The organism is Acinetobacter sp. ANC 4470 (genome assembly GCF_002135335.1).
In the GTDB taxonomy this organism is placed as follows: Bacteria; Pseudomonadota; Gammaproteobacteria; order Pseudomonadales; family Moraxellaceae; genus Acinetobacter.
The window spans coordinates 531,137-555,273 of record NZ_NEGC01000001.1 but is presented as its reverse complement, the minus strand read 5'-3'; the positions used below and the strand labels follow the sequence as shown (position 1 = coordinate 555,273).

Here is a 24,137-nt window from a genome sequence, read left to right as displayed (position 1 = left end):
TAAGTTAGACAACGTAATAATTCGAATTAAAAATAGTGCCCAAGGTTGGGTGCGAATAGGAGCATTGGTTATGGATGAGAGACAGGTAGAGCAAATTCTACAGAATCCAAAGTTTAAGGAAATGGTTGCGAAAAAAAGTCGTCTCAGTTGGACACTTACTGCAATTATGCTTTTTGTATACGTTGGTTTCATGCTACTCGTAGGTTATAACAAAGAATTCTTAATGAGTTCTTTTAGCGGTGGCGTGACCACTTGGGGTATACCACTTGGTTTAAGCATCATCGTATTGTCATTTTTACTTTGCGGTGTGTATTCCTATATTGCGAATAAGACCCTTGATCCATTGACAGCAGATGCAATGAGAGAAGTTCAAGCAATTGCCAATGAAAAAGGACAGCATTAAGATGAAATGGAATTCATTGAAGGCTCAAGCACTTGCAGCGTCAACGCTGCTCATGTCAGGTATGGCAATGGCAGGCCCAGATTTAGGCGAGGCTCAACAGCAAGCGACTAACTGGCATGCCATTATTATGTTTGTCATTTTTGTTGCTTTCACTTTGGTCATTACCAAATGGGCTGCAAAACAAACCACAAGTACTCAGGATTTTTATACCGCAGGTGGCGGTATTTCAGGTTTCCAAAATGGTTTGGCAATTGCCGGTGACTATATGTCGGCAGCGTCTTTCCTGGGTATTTCAGCACTGGTATTTAGCTCAGGTTTTGATGGTCTACTGTACTCACTTGGTTTCATGGTGGGTTGGCCAATTGTATTATTCTTGGTTGCAGAGCGTTTGCGTAACTTGGGTAAATACAATCTGTCTGATGTCGTATCTTTCCGCTTGGAAGAAAAACCTGTACGTACATTGGCAGCAATTAGCTCATTGGTTGTGGTTGCGTTCTATCTGATTGCTCAGATGGTGGGTGCGGGTCAGCTGATCAAATTACTCTTCGGTCTAAACTACAACATTGCTGTAGTAATCGTTGGTTTACTGATGATGGCTTACGTAATCTTCGGTGGCATGTTGGCAACGACTTGGGTACAGATCATCAAAGCGGTGATGTTACTGTCAGGTGCGACCTTCATGGCATTTATGGTGATGAAAGGTGTAGGTTTTAGCTTCACGGCAATGTTTGAACAATCGATTCAAATCTTCAGTAAAGTTCATGACATGAGCCTTGCGGACGCAGGCAACATCATGGGGCCTGGTAAGTTGGCGGCAAATCCAATTGATGCGATTTCATTGGGTCTTGCATTAATGTTTGGTACAGCAGGTCTGCCGCACATTTTAATGCGTTTCTTTACGGTAAAAGATGCCAAAGAAGCACGTAAATCAGTGGTTGTAGCAACAGGTTTCATTGGTTACTTCTATCTTTTAACGTTCATCATTGGTTTTGGTGCGATCCTTTACGTATCAAACAACCCGCAGTTCATTGATGTTGCTAAAATGGCTGTAACTGGTAAGTTAGAGCTTGTTGGTGGTAACAACATGGCGGCAGTTCACTTAAGTGATGCTGTTGGTGGTGACTTGTTCATGGGCTTCATCTCAGCAGTGGCATTTGCAACGATTCTTGCAGTCGTTGCTGGTTTGACACTGTCAGGTGCATCAGCAATTTCACATGACTTGTATGCAAACGTATTCAAGAAAGGTCAAACAACACCTGAATCTGAACTTCGTATGTCTAAAATTGCAACTTTAGGTTTAGCAATTTTTGCCATGATTTTGGGTATTTTGTTCGAGAAACAAAACGTTGCCTTCATGGTGGGTTTAGCATTCTCGGTAGCAGCTTGTGCCAACTTCCCAATACTTGTACTTTCAATGTTCTGGAAAGGTTTAACCACACGTGGTGCGGTCATTGGCGGTCTCGCTGGTTTAGTAACAGCAGTGACGTTGATTGTTCTAGCGAAAGCAGTTTGGGTAGATACATTGGGTATTTCTGATACAGCAGTGAACCCATTTAATGGTCCTGCAATTTTCGCAATGCCATTGTCATTCTTCTGCTGTTGGTTGTTTTCTGTGACTGATAACTCACCACGCGCACAAGCAGAGCGTAAAGCGTTTGATGCGCAATATGTACGCTCTCAAACGGGTATTGGTATTTCTGGTGCATCTGATCACTAAGACTTAAAATAGAAGTAATAAAAAAGTCCCTAAGGGGACTTTTTTATGCTCTGGATATTTAAAGTGGATTGATGTTTAAAATACTATTGTCCTGATTCAGTAGGCTAATTTGAGTTCAAATTGGATTTTATTTTTGATCACATCAACGCTTTTGTGCAGACGGATCTCTTCGGTGATTTTCAGACCGTGATTTACAGACCAACGGATCGCTCGTATTTTGTGCTCAATTCATGCTAAGTTGATCAGATTTAAAAAGAAAGAAAATACCGAAATAAACAAAAACAAACTGAAGTATCTTGGAGGTGTAAATGCAGGCGTTTATTGATGTTTGGAAGATCTTTCGCTTATTGCCTTCAGCTTGGCTAATTTTATTGCAATTTATTATTTTAATTTTATCCATTACCGTCAATTACAGTCTGACTTATCGGACTTTGACTTGGATCTTAGGCGTATTGGTTTTACTGGTGATTGCTAAAGTCATTCGACAAACCCCGATGTTTACCATTTTAGGACTTGGTTTTGTCGGTGGGGCGGTGCTTTTTTCTTTGCTGATGTTATTGGGCTTCAATCAGCCAATGATTCAAGTCATTGCGCATGGCTTCGAAGCCGCAGCTTATTTTAGTGCGGCCTATGGTTTATTACGTTATATGTTTGAAGATAACTATTTAACCCGAGATGAGATGTTCGCTGCGGGTGCCGTATTTACACTGCTGGCTTGGGGGTTTGCATTTTTATATAGTATTTGCCAGATTTTAGTACCCGATAGTTTTCAAAACCCCAATATGAGCGGTGTACAGACGTGGCTGAATTTATTATTTTTAAGTTTTAGTTTGCAATCGGCGACTGGATTATCGGACTTAATACCGATGAGCGCACCAGCACGAGTCTTAGCAATGCTGCAAATGTTCTGTGGTGTCATGTATTTAGCGCTTATCGTCTCAAGGCTGATTTCCTTGCAATACATCGCTCATTTGCCTAACCGAGATAAGTCTAATAAAGAATAATTGGTTTAAATGATGTTACATGAATGTAACTGCTTTATTTCTATGGTTAATTTATGATGCCTTTGAGTTTTTATTTACATCTACTGAACTCGTCTTTTATTTATCTTCGATAAATGCTCTATTTGACCTTTAGGTCTGTCACATTCATTTAAAAATAAATGGGGGATATATGCCTTCCAAAAATCCATCTTGGTTTTCTAATGTTAATCCAAATGTTTTTTTAAGTACGGTCGCTATAATTGTTATTTTTCTTGCAATTGTTGTTCTAGCACCCGATTCATTTGATCTGCTAACAAAGCAACTCAATCAGTGGGTCACAGACTCTTTTAGCTGGTTTTATGTCTTATCTGTTGCGATATTTCTTATTTTACTGATTTATATCGCATTGTCAGATATGGGTAAAATTAAGCTAGGCCCAGATCATAGCCAACCTAGCTACAGCAATGGCTCATGGTTCGCCATGTTATTTACCGCAGGCATGGGGATTGGCCTTATGTTCTTTGGTGTGGCTGAACCAGTGATGCATTATGTTTCTCCTCCAACAGGGGGTGGGGAAACGATTCAATCAGCTCAAACCGCCATGCGCGTGACGTTTTTCCATTGGGGACTACATGCATGGGCAATTTATACCGTGGTTGGTTTATCACTGGCTTATTTTGCTTATCGGCATAATCTTCCACTGAAAATTCGTTCATCTTTATATCCCATTATTGGAAAAAAGATTTATGGCCCTCTAGGGGATGCGGTTGATACCTTTGCCACGATTGGTACGGTTTTTGGTGTTGCAACCACATTGGGTTTTGGTGTTACTCAAATCAATTCAGGGCTGAATTATCTATTTGGCATTGAGCAAGCACCCAGTACTCAAGTGATATTGATTATTGTGGTGAGCGCCATGGCTTCTATGTCAGTATTTCTAGGATTAGATAAAGGAATTAAGCGACTCTCTGAACTTAATTTAGGCCTTGCCCTGATTCTATTAGTATTTGTATTTTTTGCCAGTTCTTCAATTTATTTACTACAAACGACCATTCAAAATACAGGTCAATACATTTCCAATCTATTTACCATGACCTTTAATTTATATGCCTATCAACCGAATGGTTGGATTGGTGGATGGACGATTATGTATTGGGCATGGTGGATTTCATGGTCGCCATTTGTAGGAATGTTTATTGCTCGTGTCTCCAAAGGCCGTACTATTCGTGAATTTATTGTGGGTGTCTTGCTCATACCGACAGGCTTTACCCTGATTTGGATGGGCTTTATGGGAAATGCTGCGTTATATAGCATTTTACATGAGGCAAATCATCCTTTGGTTTTAGCGGTACAACGGGATTCGTCTGTCGCACTGTTTGAGTTTTTGCATAGTTTGCCTTTCTCAAGTGTAATGAGTTTGTTGGCAACCTTTTTGGTGATGCTATTTTTTGTGACATCAGCAGATTCAGGTGCTTTGGTTGCCGATTATTTAACTGCTAAATCTGAAAACTCTCCTACATGGCAAAGGCTATTTTGGACGGTACTTATGGCCGTTTTAGCAATTGTATTGTTACTTGTGGGGGGCTTAAGTGCATTGCAATCCGCAACCATGATGAGCGCATTACCCTTTACTTTTATTCTACTGTTTATCTGTTGGGGACTATTAAAAGCTTTACGTTTAGATGTGACTAAAATGAATGCCTTGCAAGAGGCGCGTATTACTCCGCGAGCGATTCAAAATCCACGCAGTTGGCAACAGCGGTTGGGCTTAATTATGCACTATCCGCATAGCCAGCAAGAGGTTCAAAAGTATATTGAATCTCAGGTATTTAATGCTTTTAAAAATGTTCAAAAAGAATTTCAGCGTCGTCAACTGGAAGTTGCAATTCAACCCATCGAAAATGGATTGGAATTAAGAGTTGATCATCGCAATGAAATTAATTTTGTCTACCAAGTAGTTGCACGAGAAACCGTTCCACCGAGCTTTATGGCAGAAATGATTTCGGATGAAGTGACGTATTATCAAGCAGAAGTCTTTTTAAGAGAAGGTGGTCAAAACTATGATGTGATGGACTGGACTTTAGATGATTTATTGCAAGATATTATTGATCAATACGAACGTCATTTGCATTTCTTAAGTTTAGTCAGAACAGCTGAATAAAAAGGTAAAAATAAAAAAGGACTCACATGGAGTCCTTTTTTTATTCAGTTTCTAAAATGAATTAGAAGCGGAATTTAGCGTTTACACCAACAGTTTGAGTGTCAAGCGCAAGTTGTTCTGCATTGGCATTTACATAAGATGCGCCAACAGCAACAGCTGGAGTGATGAAGTAATTTACGTTCGCACCCCAAGCTAAGTCTGGAGTACCAGAAAAACTAGATTCTGCGTAAGACGCGCCAACGCTTAATTTTGGTGTTACGAAAAGATCAGTTTTTAACTGGTAAGCTGTGTCTTCACCGTAGATGAGACCTGTCTCAAAACCAATTGCCATGTTAGTACCGTCAATTGCACCAACATATTTAGTACGTGCAGTGATAGCGTCTTGGTCACGACCAATTGTAGCTGTTTCAGCAACAGCTTTAGCAACGCCATTACCCATAACATTAAAGGCATCAACAGCAGCTTGGTCAGCAACGCTGGTATAACCCACAGCAACCAAGAAGTTAGGTACAACAACAGCACCAAGTTCTAAAGCATAACGGTCGCCGTTACCTTCAAGTACTGTAGATGCAGCATTTTTTGCATCTAGAAGCGTATGGCTATAAGAAGCACTTGCGTATACAGGTACGATCTTGGTTGGTACATAAGCTTCAGCTTTAACGCCGTAGTTGTGTGCAACAACATCAAGACCTTGTGAACCTAATTCGCCATAGTTATATGCTACAGAAACATTAGATGCTTGGTTTAAGAAAGCTGCTTCAGCCAATGGACCTTTAGCGGTATCAACATTTTTAAGGTAATAAGTACCCTGTAGTCCACCAGTAAAGTCTTTGTCATTTACTGTAGCATCGATGTACTCAGATTGACCTTGTACTTCGAATTGATATGCTTGAGCGCCGGTCATGGCTAATAATAAAGCAGTGGCTAAACCGAGTTTTTTCATAATAATTACCAGTTCTGTTAAAAATGGATTAAACAGTAGGCATTGTATTGTAACAAAACATTAAGTCAATGAACTAAAAAGACATTATTTTATTGAGTTTTTACTCTACATGTTGTAAGTGTTTAAAAAAACAAGCAAACAGAAGATTGCGTGTCAACGCTAAAAACTTTTTTCAGAACAAAAGAATATGTGTATTAACTGGACTGGTTTTTTTGCAAAACTGATGAAATAAAGATAATTTTCACAACGTTAAATTAGATTAATATTTTGTTTTTGATAGCTAAAAACAATTGATATTACTGGTTATAGCGTGATGCATTTATCATATTTTTAATGTAGTGTAAATTTTTGTAAGGAATTTGAGTTGTGAAATTCGTTCTTGCTTAAAAAATAAACGTGCTGGTCTTGATTTTGCGACATGTTTCACATTTTTACTTTGTTTTGCTGGCTAATTTGAAAACCGACTGTTTTTATAGGCTTTACTTATTTGGGTATTTTTTACATAATGGAGCGATCAAGTCATATTAGATTGAAATAATGTGATGGTGATTTGATTCTCCATAGAAAAGTTTTTGTTTTATATGCCCAACTTTCCCCAAAGTTGGGTTTTTTTTGTCACATTTTTTACACTTGTCTTCAAACTCAGCAAGACAATATTCAAATATAAACATGATTAATCAAATCGTGGGGTTGCTGTAGTTTTGCTTTTAGGTTTGTGAATGAATTGTTTATTGTTGGATTTAATATTCTAAGATTTATGAAAAAGATGAACCCTAGAACACTTTCACACCAATTGGGTGCTTATTTATTCGGTTTTAGAATTGTTGACTCATTTGAAAGAATAAAAAAACCAATTTTAAAGAAAACTGGTTTTTTAGCCAATAATTTCGAGAAGATCAAAAATTCTGTTGAGGAATGACTTTGATTTGCTCCAATACGGTGTATTGAGCATAGGTTTGTTACGTGTGTAAATATTTACTTGTTGTGCTCAATGATATTTTTTCAAAAATTACAATTATTTTGGGATTGTTCTCTGTTTTTATATAGGATTGAAAGCACGATATTAAAAAATATTTTGGTCATATAATGATGATGAAGCTCAGATTTTTTGGAATATTATTTATCGCGGTGGGTGTTGCATCTTGCAGTACCAGCAATTTAATTGCACAACCTGATTTACAAGCCAAAGCCCAAAATTTAATACCGAATAGCCGAAGTGCCGACATTCCAAAGCTGTTTGATGAAGCAGGGAAGCATGCTGTTTTTGTGACATTTGATGGTCAAAATTATCACAGTTATGGCAATGATCTACAACGTGCCAAGAATTCGTATATTCCAGCATCAACTTTTAAAATATTAAATGCTTTAATTGGTTTACAACATAAAAAAGTCACCAATACAGAAGTATTTAAATGGAATGGTGAAAAGCGTTCATTTCCAGCATGGGAAAAGGATATGACTTTGGCACAAGCCATGCAGCTTTCAGCAGTTCCTGTTTATCAACAACTTGCTCGACGTATTGGGCTCGATTTGATGCGTAAAGAAATTAAGAATGTTCAATATGGCAATCAAAAGATTGGTCAACAGTTTGATCGTTTTTGGCTTGATGGCCCATTAACGATAACGCCTGAACAAGAAGCGAAATTTGCCTATCAATTGGCAACCAAGCAACTTCCTTTTGATGCGACTGTGCAGCAACAAGTAAAGGACATGCTTTATATAGAGCGTCGGGGTGATGTAAAGCTGTATGCAAAAAGTGGTTGGGGTAGTCCTAAGTCGCAACCTCAAGTGGGTTGGTATACAGGTTGGGTAGAGCAACCGAATGGGAAAATCACCGCATTTTCTTTAAATATGCAAATGCAGGATGGTGATGATGTCGGTGAACGTAAGCAACTGACTTTAGATATCTTGGATAAGTTGGAATTATTCTTTTATCTTTATTAAAAGCAAAACTATAGAAATATGCATTTAAAATATTTGTGTCGTTATCGTTTCATTGACAGTTCTATGAGAAAAAGTAGATTAGTTTTTGTTTAAGATAAAAGTGAAAGGGAAAAATGTAGATAAAAAATGATAGTTTCCCTCTTCATCAACGTATAAATTTAATGATGGATTGAACCTTGATTATTCTTCATCGCTAAATTTGGATCTACAGGTTTTTGTACTCATGGTTTTAGCGGATTCATCCCAACATTGGGCATCTATAATTTTTCCTGCTTGGTAATTTAAAGTCGCTTCAGAGTTGCCGTTTTCATACCAAGATTTATACGTGCCATGACGTAAGCCATCTCTGTATGTTCCCAAGCGTTCTAGTTTGCCATTTCTGTACCATTGTTTAAGTTCACCAACCATTTTGCTATTTTCAAAGCGGACATAAGTCCAAGGTTCACCATTTTCATACCAGCGTTGTTTTATACCGTTTTGCAGACCATCTTTATAGCCCATTGAAAGAGCCAATTGACCATTAGGATGCCAAATACGGTATTCACCATTAGATATGCCATTGCTCACATTTGATTCTTGTTCTTTTAAACCATTGGCAAACCAGAAGTTGATTTTGCCGTTATATATACCGTCTGTATATTCAATAAGGCTACGTGGTTTTCCATTGGGATAAAAGCTTTCGAAAATTTCAGTTCCTTGCATGTTGTCTGGAAAATGAATCTGATGTTCGCATTCAACTTGTTGGGTCGAAGGTTTTTGTGTGGTGAGGTATTTTGAGGTGAGTGGGGTGTTATCTAGATAGGTATATTGCACATACCATGTTTTAGGGGATTCGCCATTTTGAATGACTGGAATACATTTAGGATGGTCTTTCCATGGGTTATCTTCTGCATCCATAGAGGATGTAAACACCACCATATTTTCATTGATATAGCCTTCGGCAAAGGTGTGAAGTGAACATAAGCTAATCATTATTGTTAAAAGTATTTTATTCATTGTTTTTGAATTTTCTTGAAAAGTAATTTATTGAAAATTTGGACAGCATTTGTTTTGATAGCGGTCACGATGATTTTTGTAATCTATATAATATGAATATTCAAGAAAAAAGAAAACGACTTCAAGAACGATTAGAGCATAACATTAAGCATGAGAATGTAGGCACAGCAATAGCGATTACAGGTTCATGGGGTGTAGGGAAGACTTATTTTTGGAATAAATTTTTAAAAGACGTAACAAATAAAGAAATAGAAGATAAAAACAATTTTTATTATGAAGCGAGTAAGGTGAATTATCAAAGCATTTTTGATTGTCGTAAATATGCATATATTTCGCTTTTTGGGATGGAAAATTTAAGTGATTTAAAAAATGCCATTTGTACGAAGTTAACTCTTAATCCTTATGCAAAAAAGGATAGTAATAAGTGGGAGTTTTCAACGCTTTTCAAAAACACAGTAGCTCAGTTTAGAGATATGAAAGTCTCTCAATATGGAGTAAGTGCTTCAGCAAAAATTTTAGAATCGTTACTTTTTCTTCAAGTTAAAGATGCAATTATTTGTTTTGATGACTTTGAACGGATGTCGAATAAGTTAGATATTAAAGATGTTATGGGTTTGGCGAACCAACTAAAATTAGAGAAAAATTGTCAGGTGATTTTGATTTTAGATGAAGACAAAGCTGAGGGTGAAAACAAAAGCAAATATGCTGAATATAAAGAAAAATTGATTGATGAAACTATCATTATTAATTCAGTTGAGCCATTAATTCGAGAGTTTTCTCAAGAAATGGATGATCAACTTATTAATTTAATGGTTGAATTCGCAGATAAGCTGGAAATTCATAATTTTAGATTTTTTCAGAAAGTGATTAAGTTATATAAAGACTTTAGAGAGAAATTGCCTGAAATAGTTACTTATTCAACCAAAAAAATAATTTTAATTAGGATTTTACAAGGATATTTTATTGAGGATTTTGGAGTAACCTATGGAATAAGTTGGGTTGATATGTCTATTGAAAAGACATTAGAGAGAGTCTTTTCGGACGAAGACCTTACTGGTATTTTAAAAAGACTTAAGGATGTTTCTTATGATTTTGTTGATGTAGATGACTATTGGTTTATTCAATTTAAGAATTGGTTTGAGCAAAGAGATAGTACAGATATATTAATGCTTTGTAAATTAGCTAATTCTGAGTTAATTTCTGAAAATAATAATCTTATAAAAGAACAGCTTGATATTTTAATGAATCAATGGCGAAATTTGGAAGTTGATTCAAGTTATTGCAATCATCTATTTCAAAAATCTTATGAATCAATAGCTTTTAATAATCTCGAAAGCTTGGATTTTCATTGTTTTTTGTTAAAAAAATTTGGTCGAAATGATTTATCTAAACAATTAAAGAGAGCTGTTTTTGCGTGGCTTATTAATGAATTGTACGCAGATTATGAGCATGTTTGGGATGAGGCTACAACATTTGGTTATAAAAAAGAAAACATATTTCATTGGTATATCAAGAGATGGAAATTAAATAATCCATCAGCAGGTTTCCCTTCTTTATTTGATATCTTAAAAGTATATGTTTTAGAGAAAAGTATAAAAAATAAGGCTGAATTAGTATTACAACATGCTACTCAACAAGATTGGGAAGATTTTATTTTTGTTCAATCATCAACTGATACTCTGTTAAGTAATCTAACTAAAGGAGAATTGATGACAAAAATCCTCAAGCAAAATATAGATAAAAATTTAACCCCATTAATAAAGCAAAATATCAAAGCAATTTTATTGACTAAACACAATGCGAGTACTGATCAATTTCAAAAGAAAAATATTGAATTTGTAGTAGAAAATTTTAAAAAGGAAGGGCTCTTATGAGCCCTTTCAAATTATTTCAACATCGTCTTTAAGAACTTCGCGGTATGTGAAACTTCACTTTGAGCAACTTCTTCAGGTGTACCTTCGGCAATAATCATACCGCCACCTGCACCACCTTCAGGTCCTAAATCAATCACCCAGTCGGCAGTTTTAATCACGTCCAGATTATGCTCAATCACCACAATGGTATTACCTTTATTACGTAGCTCATGCAGAATATCCAGTAGTTTTGCAATGTCATGGAAATGCAAACCTGTGGTCGGTTCATCTAATATATAAATGGTTTTACCTGTATCCCGTTTAGCCAGTTCACGTGCCAATTTCACCCGTTGTGCTTCACCACCCGAAAGCGTAGTCGCAGATTGACCTAAACGGATATAACCCAAACCAACCTGATGTAGCGTTTCTAAACGACGGTGAATCACAGGAATGGCATCAAAGAAATGCATCGCATCTTCAACGGTCATGCCGAGAACATCCGAAATGTTTTTGCCTTTATAGCCGACTTCCAAAGTTTCACGGTTATAACGGTCGCCATGACAGTTATCGCAAGGCACATACATGTCGGGTAAGAAATGCATCGCCACTTTAATCATACCGTCGCCTTCACAGGCTTCACAACGACCACCTTTCACGTTAAACGAGAAACGACCCGCAGCATAACCACGAGCTTTGGCTTCAGGCGTTTGTGCAAACAGTTCACGAATTGGGGTGAATAAACCTGTATAGGTTGCAGGATTCGAGCGCGGGGTACGTCCAATCGGACTTTGGTCAATATCGACGACTTTATCAAGGAATTGTAAGCCATCAATTGAATCAAACTTTTCAGCCGTGAGCGTGGTTGCACCATTGAGCTGGGTTGCTGCAAGCGGTAACAGGGTGCGGTTAATCAGGGTTGATTTACCTGAACCCGAAACGCCCGTGACGCACGTCATAATGCCTAAAGGAATGGTTAAATCGACATGTTGTAGGTTATGACCACAGGCACCCATCAACTTAATTTGTTCTTCAGGTTTTGGTGGTTGGGTACGAACTTCAGGAATCGCAATTTTTAGCTTGCCTGATAAATATTGTCCTGTCAGTGAGTTCGGGTTGGCCAAAATTTCTTCATAGGTTCCTTCGGCAATAATATGCCCACCATGGATACCTGCACCCGGCCCAATATCAATAATATGATCGGCAGCACGAATGGCATCTTCATCGTGCTCAACCACCAGTACGGTGTTACCTAAGTCGCGTAAGCGCACCAAAGTTTCCAGCAAACGATCGTTATCTCGTTGATGCAAACCAATTGATGGCTCATCCAGTACATACATGACACCCATGAGACCTGCGCCAATTTGCGAAGCCAAACGAATGCGCTGTGCTTCACCGCCTGACAGGGTTTCGGCAGAACGTGACAGGCTTAAATAATTCAAACCGACAGAGACCAAAAAGTGTAATCGCTCGCGAATTTCTTTAAAGATCTTATCGCCAATTTCACCTTTTGCACCTTCAAGATGTACATGTTGATAATACTGTTCAGCATCACCAATCGACATCTTGGTAATTTGGGCAATGGTCTTGTCTAAAATTTTAACATTACGTGAAATCTCGTTTAGACGTGAACCATCACAGGCATCGCAGGCTGCATTCGACAAGTATTGTGCTAAATCTTCACGTACATAATTCGATTCGGTTTCACGGTAACGACGCTCAAGGTGTGGCAAAATACCTTCAAAGGGTTGTACGCGTTTATGCGAGCGACCACGTTCATCGATATAACTGAGATTAACTTTGTCTTTGCCCGTACCATAAAGAAATTTCTTTTTGGTTTCGGCATCCAGTTCATTCCAAGGGGTATCTAAAGAGAAGCCAAAATGCGCTGCAACTTTTTCAATCATGCTGTAGTAATACGGACGCTGTCTGTCCCAACCCCGAATCGCACCTTGGCTAATCGAAACTTCATTGTTCGGAATCAGTTTGTCGGCGCTGAAATGACTACGCGTACCTAAACCATCACAAACAGGGCAGGCGCCAAAGGGGTTGTTGAACGAAAATAGACGCGGTTCGAGTTCTCCAACAGCACGTTCACATTCTGGGCAAGAGTGTTTTGCAGAGAATACGCGATCTGGATGTTCGGCATTCATCCATGACAAAATGACAATATCACCACCCAAACGTAACGCAGTCTCGAAACTTTCTGCAATACGGTTACCGAGGTCATCACGGACTTTAAAGCGATCGACCACCACTTCAATGGTATGTTTTTTCTTTTTATCCAGTTCGGGCGGTGGATCAATATCCATCACTTCGCCATCGACACGGGCACGGACAAAACCTTGACTTTGCAGTTGTTCAAATAAGTTGGTGTATTCACCTTTACGATCACGTACCACAGGGGCAAGCAGCATGAGAGCTGTGCCTTCTTCTAAGCTTTTGACTGCATCGACCATTTCTGAAACGGTTTGTGCCACCATCGGCAGATCATGTTCAGGGCAGTACGGTGTCCCAACACGGGCATAGAGTAAACGTAAATAGTCGTAAATTTCGGTGATGGTTCCCACAGTTGAACGTGGGTTGTGGCTGGTTGATTTCTGCTCAATGGCAATCGCGGGGCTTAAACCCTCAATAGAATCAACTTCAGGTTTTTCCATTTGCGAAAGGAATTGGCGCGCATAGGCAGACAGTGATTCCACATAACGACGCTGACCTTCGGCATATAAGGTATCAAAGGCAAGGGACGATTTGCCTGAGCCTGAGAGTCCCGTAATCACCACGAACTTGTCGCGTGGAATATCGAGTGACACATTTTTTAAGTTATGGGTACGTGCGCCTCGAATACGGATATGACTTTGGCTCATAAAACATCTCGGTAATGTGCAAATTGAAGGTTATATATGATAGCGCATGAAAAATGTTCAAGCTGTATTAAAAAGAATTTAAACGTCATTTTGTGTCGGACCGGTAAAGAATTTAAAATAAATAGATTGTAATGCTCTTACTTTGTACCTGTAAGTCAAAAACTTAAAAGTAAAAATTCAGTATATCGACAGATTCATCGTTAAAATACACAATATCGTCTGAAGAATAAAAAGGAAATCACATGATTGTTGCTCAGGTTCTGATTGCTATTATTGCAATTTTACATCTTTATTTTTTAATTTTAGAAATGTTCCTGTGGGATAAGCCTATAGGAATGAAAGCTTTTGGGAATACGGCTGAAAAGGCAAAACTGACCAAAGTTTTAGCGCAAAATCAGGGGTTATATAATGGCTTCTTAGCCGCAGGATTGATTTGGTCACTCTTTGCATCTGCACCATTTGCCATTCAGCTCGCTAACTTCTTTTTAGGCTGTGTTTTGGTTGCCGGTCTTTATGGTGCAATGACGGCAAGTAAAAAGATTCTTTATATTCAGGCGATGCCAGCTTTGATTGCTTTAATTGCGCTAAATATATTCTAGGTAGCGCGATTGGCATAAACTCAGTGGCTCAAAGTTTTTGTTGTTGGATCTGTGAATATGTGGGCTTTATTTTTGAAATGTATGTTAGGTGCCGCTGCGGTGCTGGTGATTTCGATATTTTCTAAAAGTAAGGCATTTTATATTGCAGGTCTGGTTCCACTTTTTCCGACTTTTGCCTTGATTGCGCATGTGATTGTGTCACAGCAACAGGGCGCAGAAGCTTTACGCAAAACCGCATTATTTGGTTTATGGTCTCTGATTCCATATGCAATTTATTTGTTGATGGTTTATATGCTGGCAACAAAAATGTCGATGTGGTCATGTCTAGGGATCGCTACAGTGTGCTGGATTGTGGCTGCGGCAGGATTGATTTATGGGTGGCAGATGTTTCAGCAATAAAAGAAAATCCCTCCCTCGAATTTTGCGCTATTTATGGCGTAAGAGGGAGGATTGATCATCAACGCATTCAGATCTGAGATAAAGTAGAGTTAAGCATCCAAGCCTAACCACTGTCTTTGATCATAAGCACTATCCCAGAATAACCATTCCAGTTTGGCAGCCGTGGTATAAGCGTGATGCATTTTCTCCAGAGTATCGGCATCACAACGTGCAGCGACTTTATCAATGGTAGTAATCACATTACGTACCGCTTGATGGAAGTCTTCACCTGAATAGGTATCAATCCATGCTTGATATGGATTATTCGCAATTGAATGGTTCACAATGTCTTTGCCTACTTCCGCATAAATCCAGAAACATGGCAGCAACGAAGCCAACACCACAGGGTAGCTTTCAGACCATGCCGTTGCAGTTAAGAACGATGTGTAATGATGGCAAGCCAAAGTGAGTGGCGTGGTTTCAAATTGCACTTTAGAAATATCAAATTCGTGCATAAAGCTATCATGTAGGCTGCGTTCAACCACAATAGCAATCTTAGCCGCTTCAGAAAATTGGATTACATCGTCAGCGTCAAAAGCTTTTGCAGCACAGACAGCAAGCGCACGACCGTAAGCCAGTAAATAATGTGCATCTTGAATGACATAATGGCTAAACACATCTTTGCTTAATGTGCCTTGAGCAAGCTCTTGGTTAAATGGCAGCGCTAAAGTTTGTTGATATAACACTAAATTTCGTTGCCATACATCTTGAGAAAAGCTCATGTCGTCATCCTAATGAAAAGAAGAATTTACAGATGACGGAGACTATAGCAAGAGTTATGATGTGAGGATATGAGACAAAATAAATAGTGTGTGGTTACTCTAAAAAATCATACGAAGAACTTTGGATTAATCTGAAAAAGTCGTCATAATTGTGCGCATAAAATCTTAAGCGCTCTTGTTAAGTTTTACCGAATTTAATTGATACAAATATTTTTCTATAGGTCGATCTATCATGATGAAACATTTTGGTTTCTCAATCATTTTTACGATCGTGTGTCTGGCTATTTCTGCATATTGGGGTTATACCCATGGTCCAGAAGCAGGTTTAAAGACCATGTTCACGGCATTGACCATTACTGCCATTTTAGCAGTGATGGAAGTGTCGCTTTCTTTCGATAATGCCGTGGTGAATGCTTCGGTACTACGTGGTTGGGATCATTTTTGGAAAATGATCTTTTTAACCGTCGGTATTGTGATTGCTGTATTTGGTATGCGTCTAGTCTTTCCGATTGTGATTGTTGCAGTCACTGCGGACATGGGTATGCTGGACGTTGTGAAAATGGCGATCAATGATCCTCTGCTTTATTCTGCAAAATTGATGGCACATCATGCTGAAATTGCAGCATTTGGTGGCTCATTCCTATTGTTGGTTTTCCTAAACTTCTTCTTTGATAGTGAAAAAGATACCCACTGGTTTAGATGGCTTGAAGCACGGTTATCTAATCTAGCCAATGTTCCTGCAATGTCAGTTTTCCTTTCATTGATTGGCTTATTGATCATGGCGGCAAATGTGGATGAAGCTGCGCGTTTAGTGGTGACCATGGCGGGTATTTGGGGCATTGTGGTTTACATCGGTGTGCAAGTGCTCAGTCACTTGTTAGGCGGTGAACCTGAAATTGATGAAGACGGTAATGCAGTCAGTCATGATGCAAGTGGTGCATCAACAGGTGTCATTAAAGCAGGTATTGGTGGTTTTATTTACCTTGAAGTCTTAGATGCATCGTTTAGTTTTGATGGTGTGATTGGTGCATTTGCTATTACTTCTGACGTGGTAATCATCATGCTCGGGCTAGCGATTGGTGCAATGTTTGTGCGTTCAATGACTATTTACTTGGTTGAAAAAGGTACCTTAGATGCCTATGTATTCCTTGAACATGGTGCGCATTATGCCATCGGTGCTTTGGCATTTATTATGTTGGCAAGTGGTGCAGGTTTACATATTCCTGAAGTGGTCACAGGTTTAATTGGCGTGGCATTTATTGTTTGGGCAATCTTTGCTTCTATTCAATATCGTAAGCGTCAAGAACAGATCGGTTAATCGTTGTTTAAGAAAAACGGTTACAATAAGGGCGCATGAAAATGCGCCTTTTTTTATGGTGGCTTATCTTTGAATAAAGCAGCATCTGTAATATGAATGTTGTAGGATAGTCGATCGAAATTAAACTCATAAAACCAAGCTTATTGATATGATGAATGCTTTAGAACGCCGTTCAACCTTTGCCTTAAGCAGTATTTTTGCTCTGCGTATGCTGGGCTTGTTTATGATTATTCCTGTGTTTTCCGTGGCAGGGCAGTCATATCAAGGTGCAACGCCTGCGCTGATTGGTTTAGCTGTCGGGGTGTATGGTTTAACCCAAGCCATTTTACAAATTCCATTTAGCTTACTTGCAGACCGTTTTAGCCGGAAGCCTTTGGTGGTTTTAGGCTTATTGTTGTTTGCGCTTGGTGGTGCGGTCGCGGCAATGTCTGAGAGCATTTATGGCGTGATTATTGGTCGTGCGATTGCAGGCGGTGGTGCTGTTTCTGCGGTGGTGATGGCATTGCTTGCCGATGTCACACGTGAGGAACAACGCAGTAAAGCCATGGCAGTTATGGGCATGAGTATTGGGGTATCCTTTATGGTCGCCTTCAGTCTTGGGCCTTGGTTAACCAGTTTGGTCGGTATTTCTGGACTGTTTTGGGTGACCACAATTATGGGTCTTGCCGCAATTTCAATGCTGTTCTTAGTGCCTAAAGTGACGCGTCATCATCGAAATTATCAGCAAGGCTATGTAACACAGTTAAAACAAGTCTTGAAAATGGGTGATTTAAACCGTCTGCATGTTTCAGTCTTTGCGCTGCATTTATTGCTCACAGCGATGTTCATTTACATGCCATCCCAATTGATCGAATTTGCGGATATTCCACTCTCTCGTCATGGTTTGGTGTATTTGCCTTTACTGGTGATCAGCCTGTTTTTTGCTTTTCCCAGTATTATTTTGGCGGAAAAATATCGCAAAATGCGCGGTATTTTCTTAACCGCGATTGGTGGGATTGTTTTAGGTTTATTGGTACTGATTTTCGGCTATCAATCGAAATATATCTTACTGTTAGGCCTCGCATTTTTCTTTATTGCTTTTAACGTTATGGAAGCATTATTGCCTTCTTGGTTGTCCAAATCTGCACCCATTCAATCCAAGGCAACAGCCATGGGCGTAAATGCCAGTAGTCAATTTTTAGGCGCATTTTTTGGCGGTATGATTGGCGGGCAACTGTTAATTTTAAACAATACGGCAATGGGTTGGGGGATTCTGACCGCGATTGCCGTGGTTTGGTTATTGATTAGCTTTGGTTTGGTTCAACCACGTTATTTGTCATCGTTAGTGATTCGTTTGCCTGAAAGCAAACAAACGGATGAATGGACTTCTCAACTTTTGGCAATTCGTGGTATTGAAGAAGTCGTGGTCATGCCCGATCAACAGGTTGCCTATATTAAAGTCGATAAACAGCAAATAGATGATGCTGCACGACAAGATTTAACGCACTTGTTAGGTAAAGAGGTAGCCATTTAAGCATAACTCTTATAAAGTAAAACATAGTAATAAATAGGAAGAATACGTCTGATGCGTGGTGTTAATAAAGTAATTTTAGTGGGTACTTTAGGCAAAGATCCTGAAACCAAAACTTTTCCAAATGGTGGTTCTCTTACTCAGTTCTCAATTGCAACGAGCGATTCGTGGACGGATAAAAGTACTGGTGAGCGTAAAGAACAAACAGAATGGCACCGTATTGTGTTACATAACCGCTTAGGTGAAATTGCGCAGCAGTATCTACGCAAAGGCTCTAAAGTTTATATTGAAGGTTCATTACGTACGCGTCAGTGGACAGACCAAAGTGGTCAAGAACGCTACACCACAGAAATTCGTGGTGAACAAATGCAAATGTTAGACAGTGGTAATCGTCAGCAAGGTGAGCAAAGCACGGGTGGTGATAACGCGAGTTATAATCAACCGCGTTTCAATAATAACCAAGGCGGCGCTAACTCGGGTTATAACAACAATAATAATAATAACCAAAGCGGTTATGGCAATAATCAAGGTGGTTTTAATAACAACCAGCAAAGTGGTTATGCCAATAATAACCCAGCAGGTTTCCAGCCTAAAGCACCTCAAGCAACACCTTCAGCGCCTGCGACTGCACCTGCTGATTTAGATGATGATCTTCCGTTTTAACTGATCTAAAAGCGGTTATGAATCATCCAAACCCTTTGTGAAAACAAAGGGTTTTTTTATGACTTGTAGATACTGTTATAAGCTATGAATAAATGGAATTAAAACACGCGGGAACTGTGCATATAGTCTTGAGTCACCTGATTTAGGCTATTTAAAATGAGTGTTTTATCTTGCGTTTGAAGGGCTGAATTCAATTGTTGCATATAGGTCAATAACTGGGTTTTGGCAGCATTGGAAAAATCAGCTGTTACGGCTTGATCTTCATAGAGCAACACATAATTTTTAGCAAAACCATAAATTAGAAAGAGGGCTGTTTGTTCTAGAGAAAGGTTAGCAGTTTTGATTTGCAGTTCGCAATTATTTTTGAGTTGTTTAAAGCTGTCAGAGCCAGAAGGAAGGGCTTGGAATTGTTCAAGAAGAGATTGAAACATCATTTTAATTGTCCACTCAAAAAGAAAATCTACAGAACAAGTGAGTATTGGTCAACCTAAAATTGAATTGAGTTTTACGATTATAAAAAGAGTAATGATAGAAATATCGAATCTATTTTTTCGATTACTTTCATTAAAAAGTACGGTTTTACCAATTATTAAAGTTTTTGTATTCTAGCTTCACAACATAAGCAATCCCAGAAACGAGCTAGAGGAATTTATCATGAGTTTAATTAATACTGAAATCAAACCATTCAATGCAACAGCGTATAAAAGTGGTGAATTCGTTGAAATCTCTGAAAAAGATTTTCAAGGTAAATGGTCAGTGGTATTTTTCTATCCTGCCGACTTTACTTTTGTTTGCCCAACAGAACTCGGTGATTTAGCCGATAACTATGCTGAATTCCAAAAAATGGGTGTAGAAATTTATTCTGTATCTACAGACACTCACTTTACCCATAAAGCTTGGCATGACAGCTCGGATGAAATTAAGAAAATCCAATATGCAATGCTTGGCGATCCAACTTGGACTTTGGCAAAAAACTTTGAAGTTCTGATTGAATCGGAAGGTTTGGCGGATCGTGGAACTTTCGTAATTGATCCAGATGGCAAGATCCAGATTGTTGAAATTAATACTGGGGGGATTGGTCGTGACGCTCAAGAGCTTCTACGTAAAGTGAAAGCAGCACAATATGTCCATACTCACCCTGGTGAAGTTTGCCCAGCAAAATGGAAAGAAGGCGATGCAACGCTTGCTCCTTCAATTGACTTGATTGGTAAAATTTAATCTTAAGTTAAGATCATCTTCCAAAAAATCCAGAACTTTTCTTCTGGATTTTTTGTATTTTTATCGTTCTAAAAATACAATGAAGTGTACTGCTGATCACTGTGGTTTAGATATTTAAAACGCATAAACTGACCTCAATATAATACTTAGAGATAGGAGTATTCAGATGAAAAAAATTATTGGTGTTTATCGCAACCAAAATATGCATTGGGTCGGAGATGGTTTTCCTGTAAAAAATCTATTCTCTTATGATCGTTTAGGTCAAGCGATTAGCCCATTCTTATTATTGGATTATGCTGCACCGTATCATTTTAATCCAACCACGGCACAACATGGTGTCGGGTCGCATCCACATCGTGGCTTTGAAACTGTGACCATTGCGTATCAAGGTGAAGTGTCACATAAAGACTCTAGTGGTGGTGGCGGTCAGATTAAAACGGGCGATGTGCAGTGGATGACCGCAGGTGCAGGTTTAATGCATGAAGAATTTCATTCTGAGGAATTCGCGAAAAGCGGTGGATTGTTTGAAATGGTACAGCTTTGGGTTAATTTACCTGCAGCAGACAAAATGACACCCCCAAGATATCAAGCGATTGAGGCACAAGATATTCCCGTGATTCAATTGGATGATAATGCAGGGCATATCCGTGTCATCGCAGGTCGCTATATAGCGGATCATGCTGAACATGCAGGTCCAGCTTCAACTTTTTCACCTGTGAATGTGTGGGATGGTGAATTGAAAGTACAACATCGCCATCATATTCAGGTCCCTGTTGATCACAATGTTTTGGTTGTGGTGCTGTCAGGTGAAATGCTCTTGAACGGAACGCAAAAGGTTCAGGACAGCTCGATTGTGTTGTTTGCTCAAGATGGTGAAGCAAATATTCAACTTGAAGCACTGCAAGATACTAAATTTTTGGTGTTAACGGGTTTACCACTGAATGAGCCAATTGAAGGCTATGGTCCTTTTGTTATGAATAGCAAAGAGGAAATCATGCAAGCATTTAATGATTTTAACAGTGGTAAGTTTGGTGAAATCGCCGTTACAGGCTGATGCTGACTTTCAAACAGTTGCTGTAAAAATAAACAAGCCCCTAAATTTTTAGGGGCTTGTTGCGGAATGTATTTTGTTATTTTTACAGCATTTACATTGTTATTTGCTATGCAAGTGTGATGCCGTTAGCCAGTGATTCTGCTAGATAGAATAAGCTGATTTTGAAGATTTGAAAAATAATCATTATCGATGTGGTTAATCTATACATATGATTTTATGGTAAATAATTAACAGTAATTAGGGGTGTTTAGATTTTTTTATAAGCGGTTTTCTGTACGAGTAAGTGTCAATATAGGATGGATATACATCATGATGATTTTTGTTAAAAAGATAGATTCTGGAATATTTTAATACCGCCTTTTAATCGCGCTTGGTTCATAATTTCAGTAATCTTATATGTAACTGACGGATAATAATTTTGGATATTGCAGTTATTGGTAGTGGCATGGCTGGGCTAGCTACCGCAAGAATTCTTAAAGATGCAGGGCATAGCATCACGATTTTTGAAGCATTGCCTGGACGTGGTATGGATAGCCATAGCATTGAATTCGAAGGTGGCTTAATTGATGCGCCATTGCGAGTAATGAATCCTCATTTGTGGCAAAACACCTTAAGTTTGGCAACTTATTTGGGGATCAAAACTTTCCCTGTTCGTACCTATATGGCGTGTAGCTGGTTATTTGAAGACCGTACTGAAACATGGTTAACCACTACACGTAGTCGCATTGGTAATTTTCCGATTATTAACAATCGTAAAGGGATTCAACAGTACGGTTGGCGTTTAGTCAAAGGTATGTTGCAACTTAAAACAGCCATCGCTAAATTTTTCAAATCAAAAGATCAAGAAATTACGCTGGCTGAATTCATCAATAACAATGATATAGAAGAGGTATTTTGGCATGGTGTGGTCATGCCAGTGCTGTATACCATTTGCACCTGTAGTTCTAAAACCATTGGTGAATGGCCGGCAAAACCATTATTGATTTTTTTACGTCAATTGACCGATGGCGATGCTTTATTGCGTATCCAAGGTGGTACACCTGCATTGGTGGACAAATTGATTGCAGGGATTGAAATTCATAAGGGTTCTACAATTACTCAAGTCAAAGAACAAGATAATGGCGTACTGGTTGAAAATGCTTTGGGTGAGCAATATGTTTTTGATCGGGTGATTGTGGCAACACCGACCAATAAAATTGAAAATTTCTTAAATGCTGAACAGTTTGCTGATGACATTACCTTGTTAAAAAAATTCAAATTTGAACAAGGTAAATTGGTGATTCATACCGATCAAGCTGTGATGCCGCCAAAGCGTAAAGATTGGGCGGTACTCAGTTATATGATGGATCGTAAGTTTACCCGCCAACAATTTACAGTGTGGTTGAATTCAGTCGAACCAAGTTTAGTGGGTAAAACAGCGGTGTTCCAAACATGGCAACCGGTGATTGACATTGATCCTAAAAAAATCATTTCAACCGTGACTTTAACCCGTGCTGTGGTCGACTCAGAAACAGTGGCTTTAAATAAAGAACTGCAAGTTCGCCATAAAGACGCAAACCGTAAAGTGTTTTATTGTGGTTCATGGTCTTGTGATGGTTTACCCCTTTTAGAGTCAGCCGTGACTTCAGCCATGCATATTGCAGAAATTTTTCATGCCCCATTGCCGTTTGTTGGATTAAAACCTAAAGTTGAGGTTGCTCCACAACTTGGCTACTAAAACACATGAAATGGCTTCAAGCGATTCGTCAGGATTTTTCACAACATAAATATGCGATTAATGCAAAACAGTTAGGAGATGACGCAGAGCTTGCTTGGAGCAATTTGGGTTATTGGGATGATGCAACGTCATCCTATCCCAAAGCTTGCCGTCAATTGGCTCATCAGTTGGCGCAAGCCGTGCAGTTAAAATCAACAGATAAACTCCTTGATATAGGTTGTGGGCAGGGCGCGAGTTTAGCTTTGTGGCAACAGCAATATCAGCTGCAATATATTGAAGCAGTGGAATTACAAGCCAATTGTGTGATTCAAATTCAAAAGCATCTGCCGCAACTGGTGGCAATTCACCAACACTCCTTTTTAAATTTAAAACAGATTCCATTCAAAGCCAGCTTTGATGTGGTGCTCTGTATAGATGCTGCGTATCACTCAAATTTAAATTCATTTCTAGCTTCGGTGGGGAATGTTTTAAATTCAAAGGGGAGGTTGGGTTTTCATTATTTAATTTTGTCTGAAAAATGGTTGGGTCTAACTACCCTACAAAAGCAAAAATATAAGTGGTTGTTAAAATCGGCTGATGTGAATTTGGATGATTTAATGACGGAATCCGCCTTGACACAAACCTTGCAGGATGATGATTTTAATGAGATTGAAATTGTTAATTTATCTAAAGCTGTTTTACATGGATTTTCACGTTATATTCAGCAATCGAAACCAACTCAGCTCGGTTTGGACGCTATTAAAATTCAGATGACAGCAAAGTTATGTCATAAATTGTATGTTGATGGTTTGGTGCAATATGTACAAATTAGTGCAAAAAAGAACGCACAGTAATGATGATGCTATTTTAATTTTTTAAAATGAACTTGCAAAAACAACAAAGCCCCACGATAAAGTGAGGCTAAGTATAACATGGTGCCGGCACACGGATTCGAACTGTGGACCTACTGATTACAAGTCAGTTGCTCTACCAACTGAGCTATGCCGGCGTTGTTGGGTGAATAATAGCGAATCTGGTTAAAAATGCAAGCCAAA

Annotated in this window: 20 protein-coding genes and 1 tRNA gene; 15 read left to right on the top strand and 6 right to left on the bottom strand. The window is 38.8% G+C overall.

Annotation, left to right across the window (positions count from 1 at the left end):
• Nucleotides 1–70: 70 nt before the first annotated feature.
• The 4 genes from B9T25_RS02575 (at nt 71) to B9T25_RS02560 (ending at nt 5,264) form a co-directional block, all read left to right on the top strand.
• On the top strand, nt 71–403 hold the full coding sequence (locus B9T25_RS02575) for a DUF485 domain-containing protein (protein ID WP_086186898.1): 333 nt from the start codon (nt 71–73) through the stop codon (nt 401–403).
• 1 nt (nt 404) lies between these two features.
• A complete protein-coding gene (locus B9T25_RS02570; RefSeq protein WP_086186897.1) occupies nt 405–2,120 on the top strand; it encodes a cation acetate symporter in 1,716 nt (571 codons plus the stop codon).
• A 308-nt stretch (nt 2,121–2,428) separates the two neighbouring features.
• Nucleotides 2,429–3,124, top strand: coding sequence for an ion channel (locus B9T25_RS02565; protein WP_086186896.1), 696 nt, complete (start codon nt 2,429–2,431; stop codon nt 3,122–3,124).
• Nucleotides 3,125–3,293: 169 nt separating this feature from the next.
• Nucleotides 3,294–5,264 (top strand): BCCT family transporter, encoded by a 1,971-nt coding sequence (locus B9T25_RS02560; RefSeq protein ID WP_086186895.1) that lies wholly within the window; start codon nt 3,294–3,296, stop codon nt 5,262–5,264.
• A 61-nt stretch (nt 5,265–5,325) separates the two neighbouring features.
• Here B9T25_RS02560 and omp33-36 read toward each other — a convergent pair whose 3' ends face one another.
• Nucleotides 5,326–6,207 (bottom strand): porin Omp33-36, encoded by an 882-nt coding sequence (gene omp33-36, locus B9T25_RS02555; RefSeq protein WP_086186894.1) that lies wholly within the window; start codon nt 6,205–6,207, stop codon nt 5,326–5,328.
• A 1,089-nt stretch (nt 6,208–7,296) separates the two neighbouring features.
• Here omp33-36 and blaOXA point away from each other — a divergent pair.
• A complete protein-coding gene (blaOXA, locus tag B9T25_RS02550; RefSeq protein WP_416202345.1) occupies nt 7,297–8,151 on the top strand; it encodes a class D beta-lactamase in 855 nt (284 codons plus the stop codon).
• Nucleotides 8,152–8,331: 180 nt separating this feature from the next.
• Here the strand turns inward: blaOXA and B9T25_RS02545 are convergent, their stop codons facing one another.
• The gene (locus B9T25_RS02545) at nt 8,332–9,147 is read right to left on the bottom strand and encodes a toxin-antitoxin system YwqK family antitoxin (protein WP_086186893.1); all 816 of its coding nucleotides are present in this window, start codon (nt 9,145–9,147) and stop codon (nt 8,332–8,334) included.
• A gap of 92 nt (nt 9,148–9,239) precedes the next feature.
• Between B9T25_RS02545 and B9T25_RS02540 the strand changes: the two genes are divergently transcribed.
• Nucleotides 9,240–11,021, top strand: coding sequence for a P-loop NTPase fold protein (locus B9T25_RS02540; RefSeq protein ID WP_086186892.1), 1,782 nt, complete (start codon nt 9,240–9,242; stop codon nt 11,019–11,021).
• 11 nt (nt 11,022–11,032) lie between these two features.
• Here B9T25_RS02540 and uvrA read toward each other — a convergent pair whose 3' ends face one another.
• Nucleotides 11,033–13,864 carry an excinuclease ABC subunit UvrA gene (gene uvrA / locus B9T25_RS02535; protein WP_086186891.1) on the bottom strand — a complete coding sequence of 944 codons (2,832 nt, stop codon included), beginning with the start codon at nt 13,862–13,864 and terminating at the stop codon, nt 11,033–11,035.
• A gap of 245 nt (nt 13,865–14,109) precedes the next feature.
• On the opposite strand from uvrA, the gene B9T25_RS02530 reads away from it, so the two are divergent.
• On the top strand, nt 14,110–14,463 hold the full coding sequence (locus tag B9T25_RS02530) for a DUF1304 domain-containing protein (RefSeq protein ID WP_086187037.1): 354 nt from the start codon (nt 14,110–14,112) through the stop codon (nt 14,461–14,463).
• 57 nt (nt 14,464–14,520) lie between these two features.
• Nucleotides 14,521–14,862 carry a GlpM family protein gene (locus tag B9T25_RS02525; RefSeq protein ID WP_086186890.1) on the top strand — a complete coding sequence of 114 codons (342 nt, stop codon included), beginning with the start codon at nt 14,521–14,523 and terminating at the stop codon, nt 14,860–14,862.
• An 89-nt stretch (nt 14,863–14,951) separates the two neighbouring features.
• Here the strand turns inward: B9T25_RS02525 and tenA are convergent, their stop codons facing one another.
• Nucleotides 14,952–15,623: a thiaminase II gene (gene tenA, locus B9T25_RS02520; protein WP_086186889.1), complete on the bottom strand. Its 672-nt coding sequence runs from the start codon at nt 15,621–15,623 to the stop codon at nt 14,952–14,954.
• Between the two features lie 232 nt (nt 15,624–15,855).
• Here tenA and B9T25_RS02515 point away from each other — a divergent pair, with 232 nt between their 5' ends.
• From B9T25_RS02515 to ssb, 3 genes are all read left to right on the top strand, one after another.
• A complete protein-coding gene (locus tag B9T25_RS02515; RefSeq protein WP_086186888.1) occupies nt 15,856–16,941 on the top strand; it encodes a DUF475 domain-containing protein in 1,086 nt (361 codons plus the stop codon).
• A 148-nt stretch (nt 16,942–17,089) separates the two neighbouring features.
• Nucleotides 17,090–18,454 (top strand): MFS transporter, encoded by a 1,365-nt coding sequence (locus B9T25_RS02510; protein ID WP_086186887.1) that lies wholly within the window; start codon nt 17,090–17,092, stop codon nt 18,452–18,454.
• Between the two features lie 51 nt (nt 18,455–18,505).
• Nucleotides 18,506–19,114: a single-stranded DNA-binding protein gene (ssb, locus tag B9T25_RS02505; protein ID WP_086186886.1), complete on the top strand. Its 609-nt coding sequence runs from the start codon at nt 18,506–18,508 to the stop codon at nt 19,112–19,114.
• Between the two features lie 98 nt (nt 19,115–19,212).
• Here the strand turns inward: ssb and B9T25_RS02500 are convergent, their stop codons facing one another.
• On the bottom strand, nt 19,213–19,548 hold the full coding sequence (locus tag B9T25_RS02500; protein WP_086186885.1) for a hypothetical protein: 336 nt from the start codon (nt 19,546–19,548) through the stop codon (nt 19,213–19,215).
• Between the two features lie 220 nt (nt 19,549–19,768).
• On the opposite strand from B9T25_RS02500, the gene ahpC reads away from it, so the two are divergent.
• From ahpC to B9T25_RS02480, 4 genes are all read left to right on the top strand, one after another.
• Nucleotides 19,769–20,332 (top strand): alkyl hydroperoxide reductase subunit C, encoded by a 564-nt coding sequence (gene ahpC / locus B9T25_RS02495; protein ID WP_086186884.1) that lies wholly within the window; start codon nt 19,769–19,771, stop codon nt 20,330–20,332.
• Between the two features lie 166 nt (nt 20,333–20,498).
• Nucleotides 20,499–21,386 carry a pirin family protein gene (locus B9T25_RS02490; protein WP_086186883.1) on the top strand — a complete coding sequence of 296 codons (888 nt, stop codon included), beginning with the start codon at nt 20,499–20,501 and terminating at the stop codon, nt 21,384–21,386.
• 418 nt (nt 21,387–21,804) lie between these two features.
• Nucleotides 21,805–23,103, top strand: coding sequence for an FAD-dependent oxidoreductase (locus B9T25_RS02485; RefSeq protein WP_213032983.1), 1,299 nt, complete (start codon nt 21,805–21,807; stop codon nt 23,101–23,103).
• Between the two features lie 5 nt (nt 23,104–23,108).
• Nucleotides 23,109–23,936, top strand: a complete 828-nt coding sequence (locus tag B9T25_RS02480) for an SAM-dependent methyltransferase (protein ID WP_086186882.1) — start codon at nt 23,109–23,111, stop codon at nt 23,934–23,936.
• 79 nt (nt 23,937–24,015) lie between these two features.
• Here the strand turns inward: B9T25_RS02480 and B9T25_RS02475 are convergent.
• Nucleotides 24,016–24,091, bottom strand: a tRNA-Thr gene (locus B9T25_RS02475).
• Nucleotides 24,092–24,137: the final 46 nt, after the last annotated feature.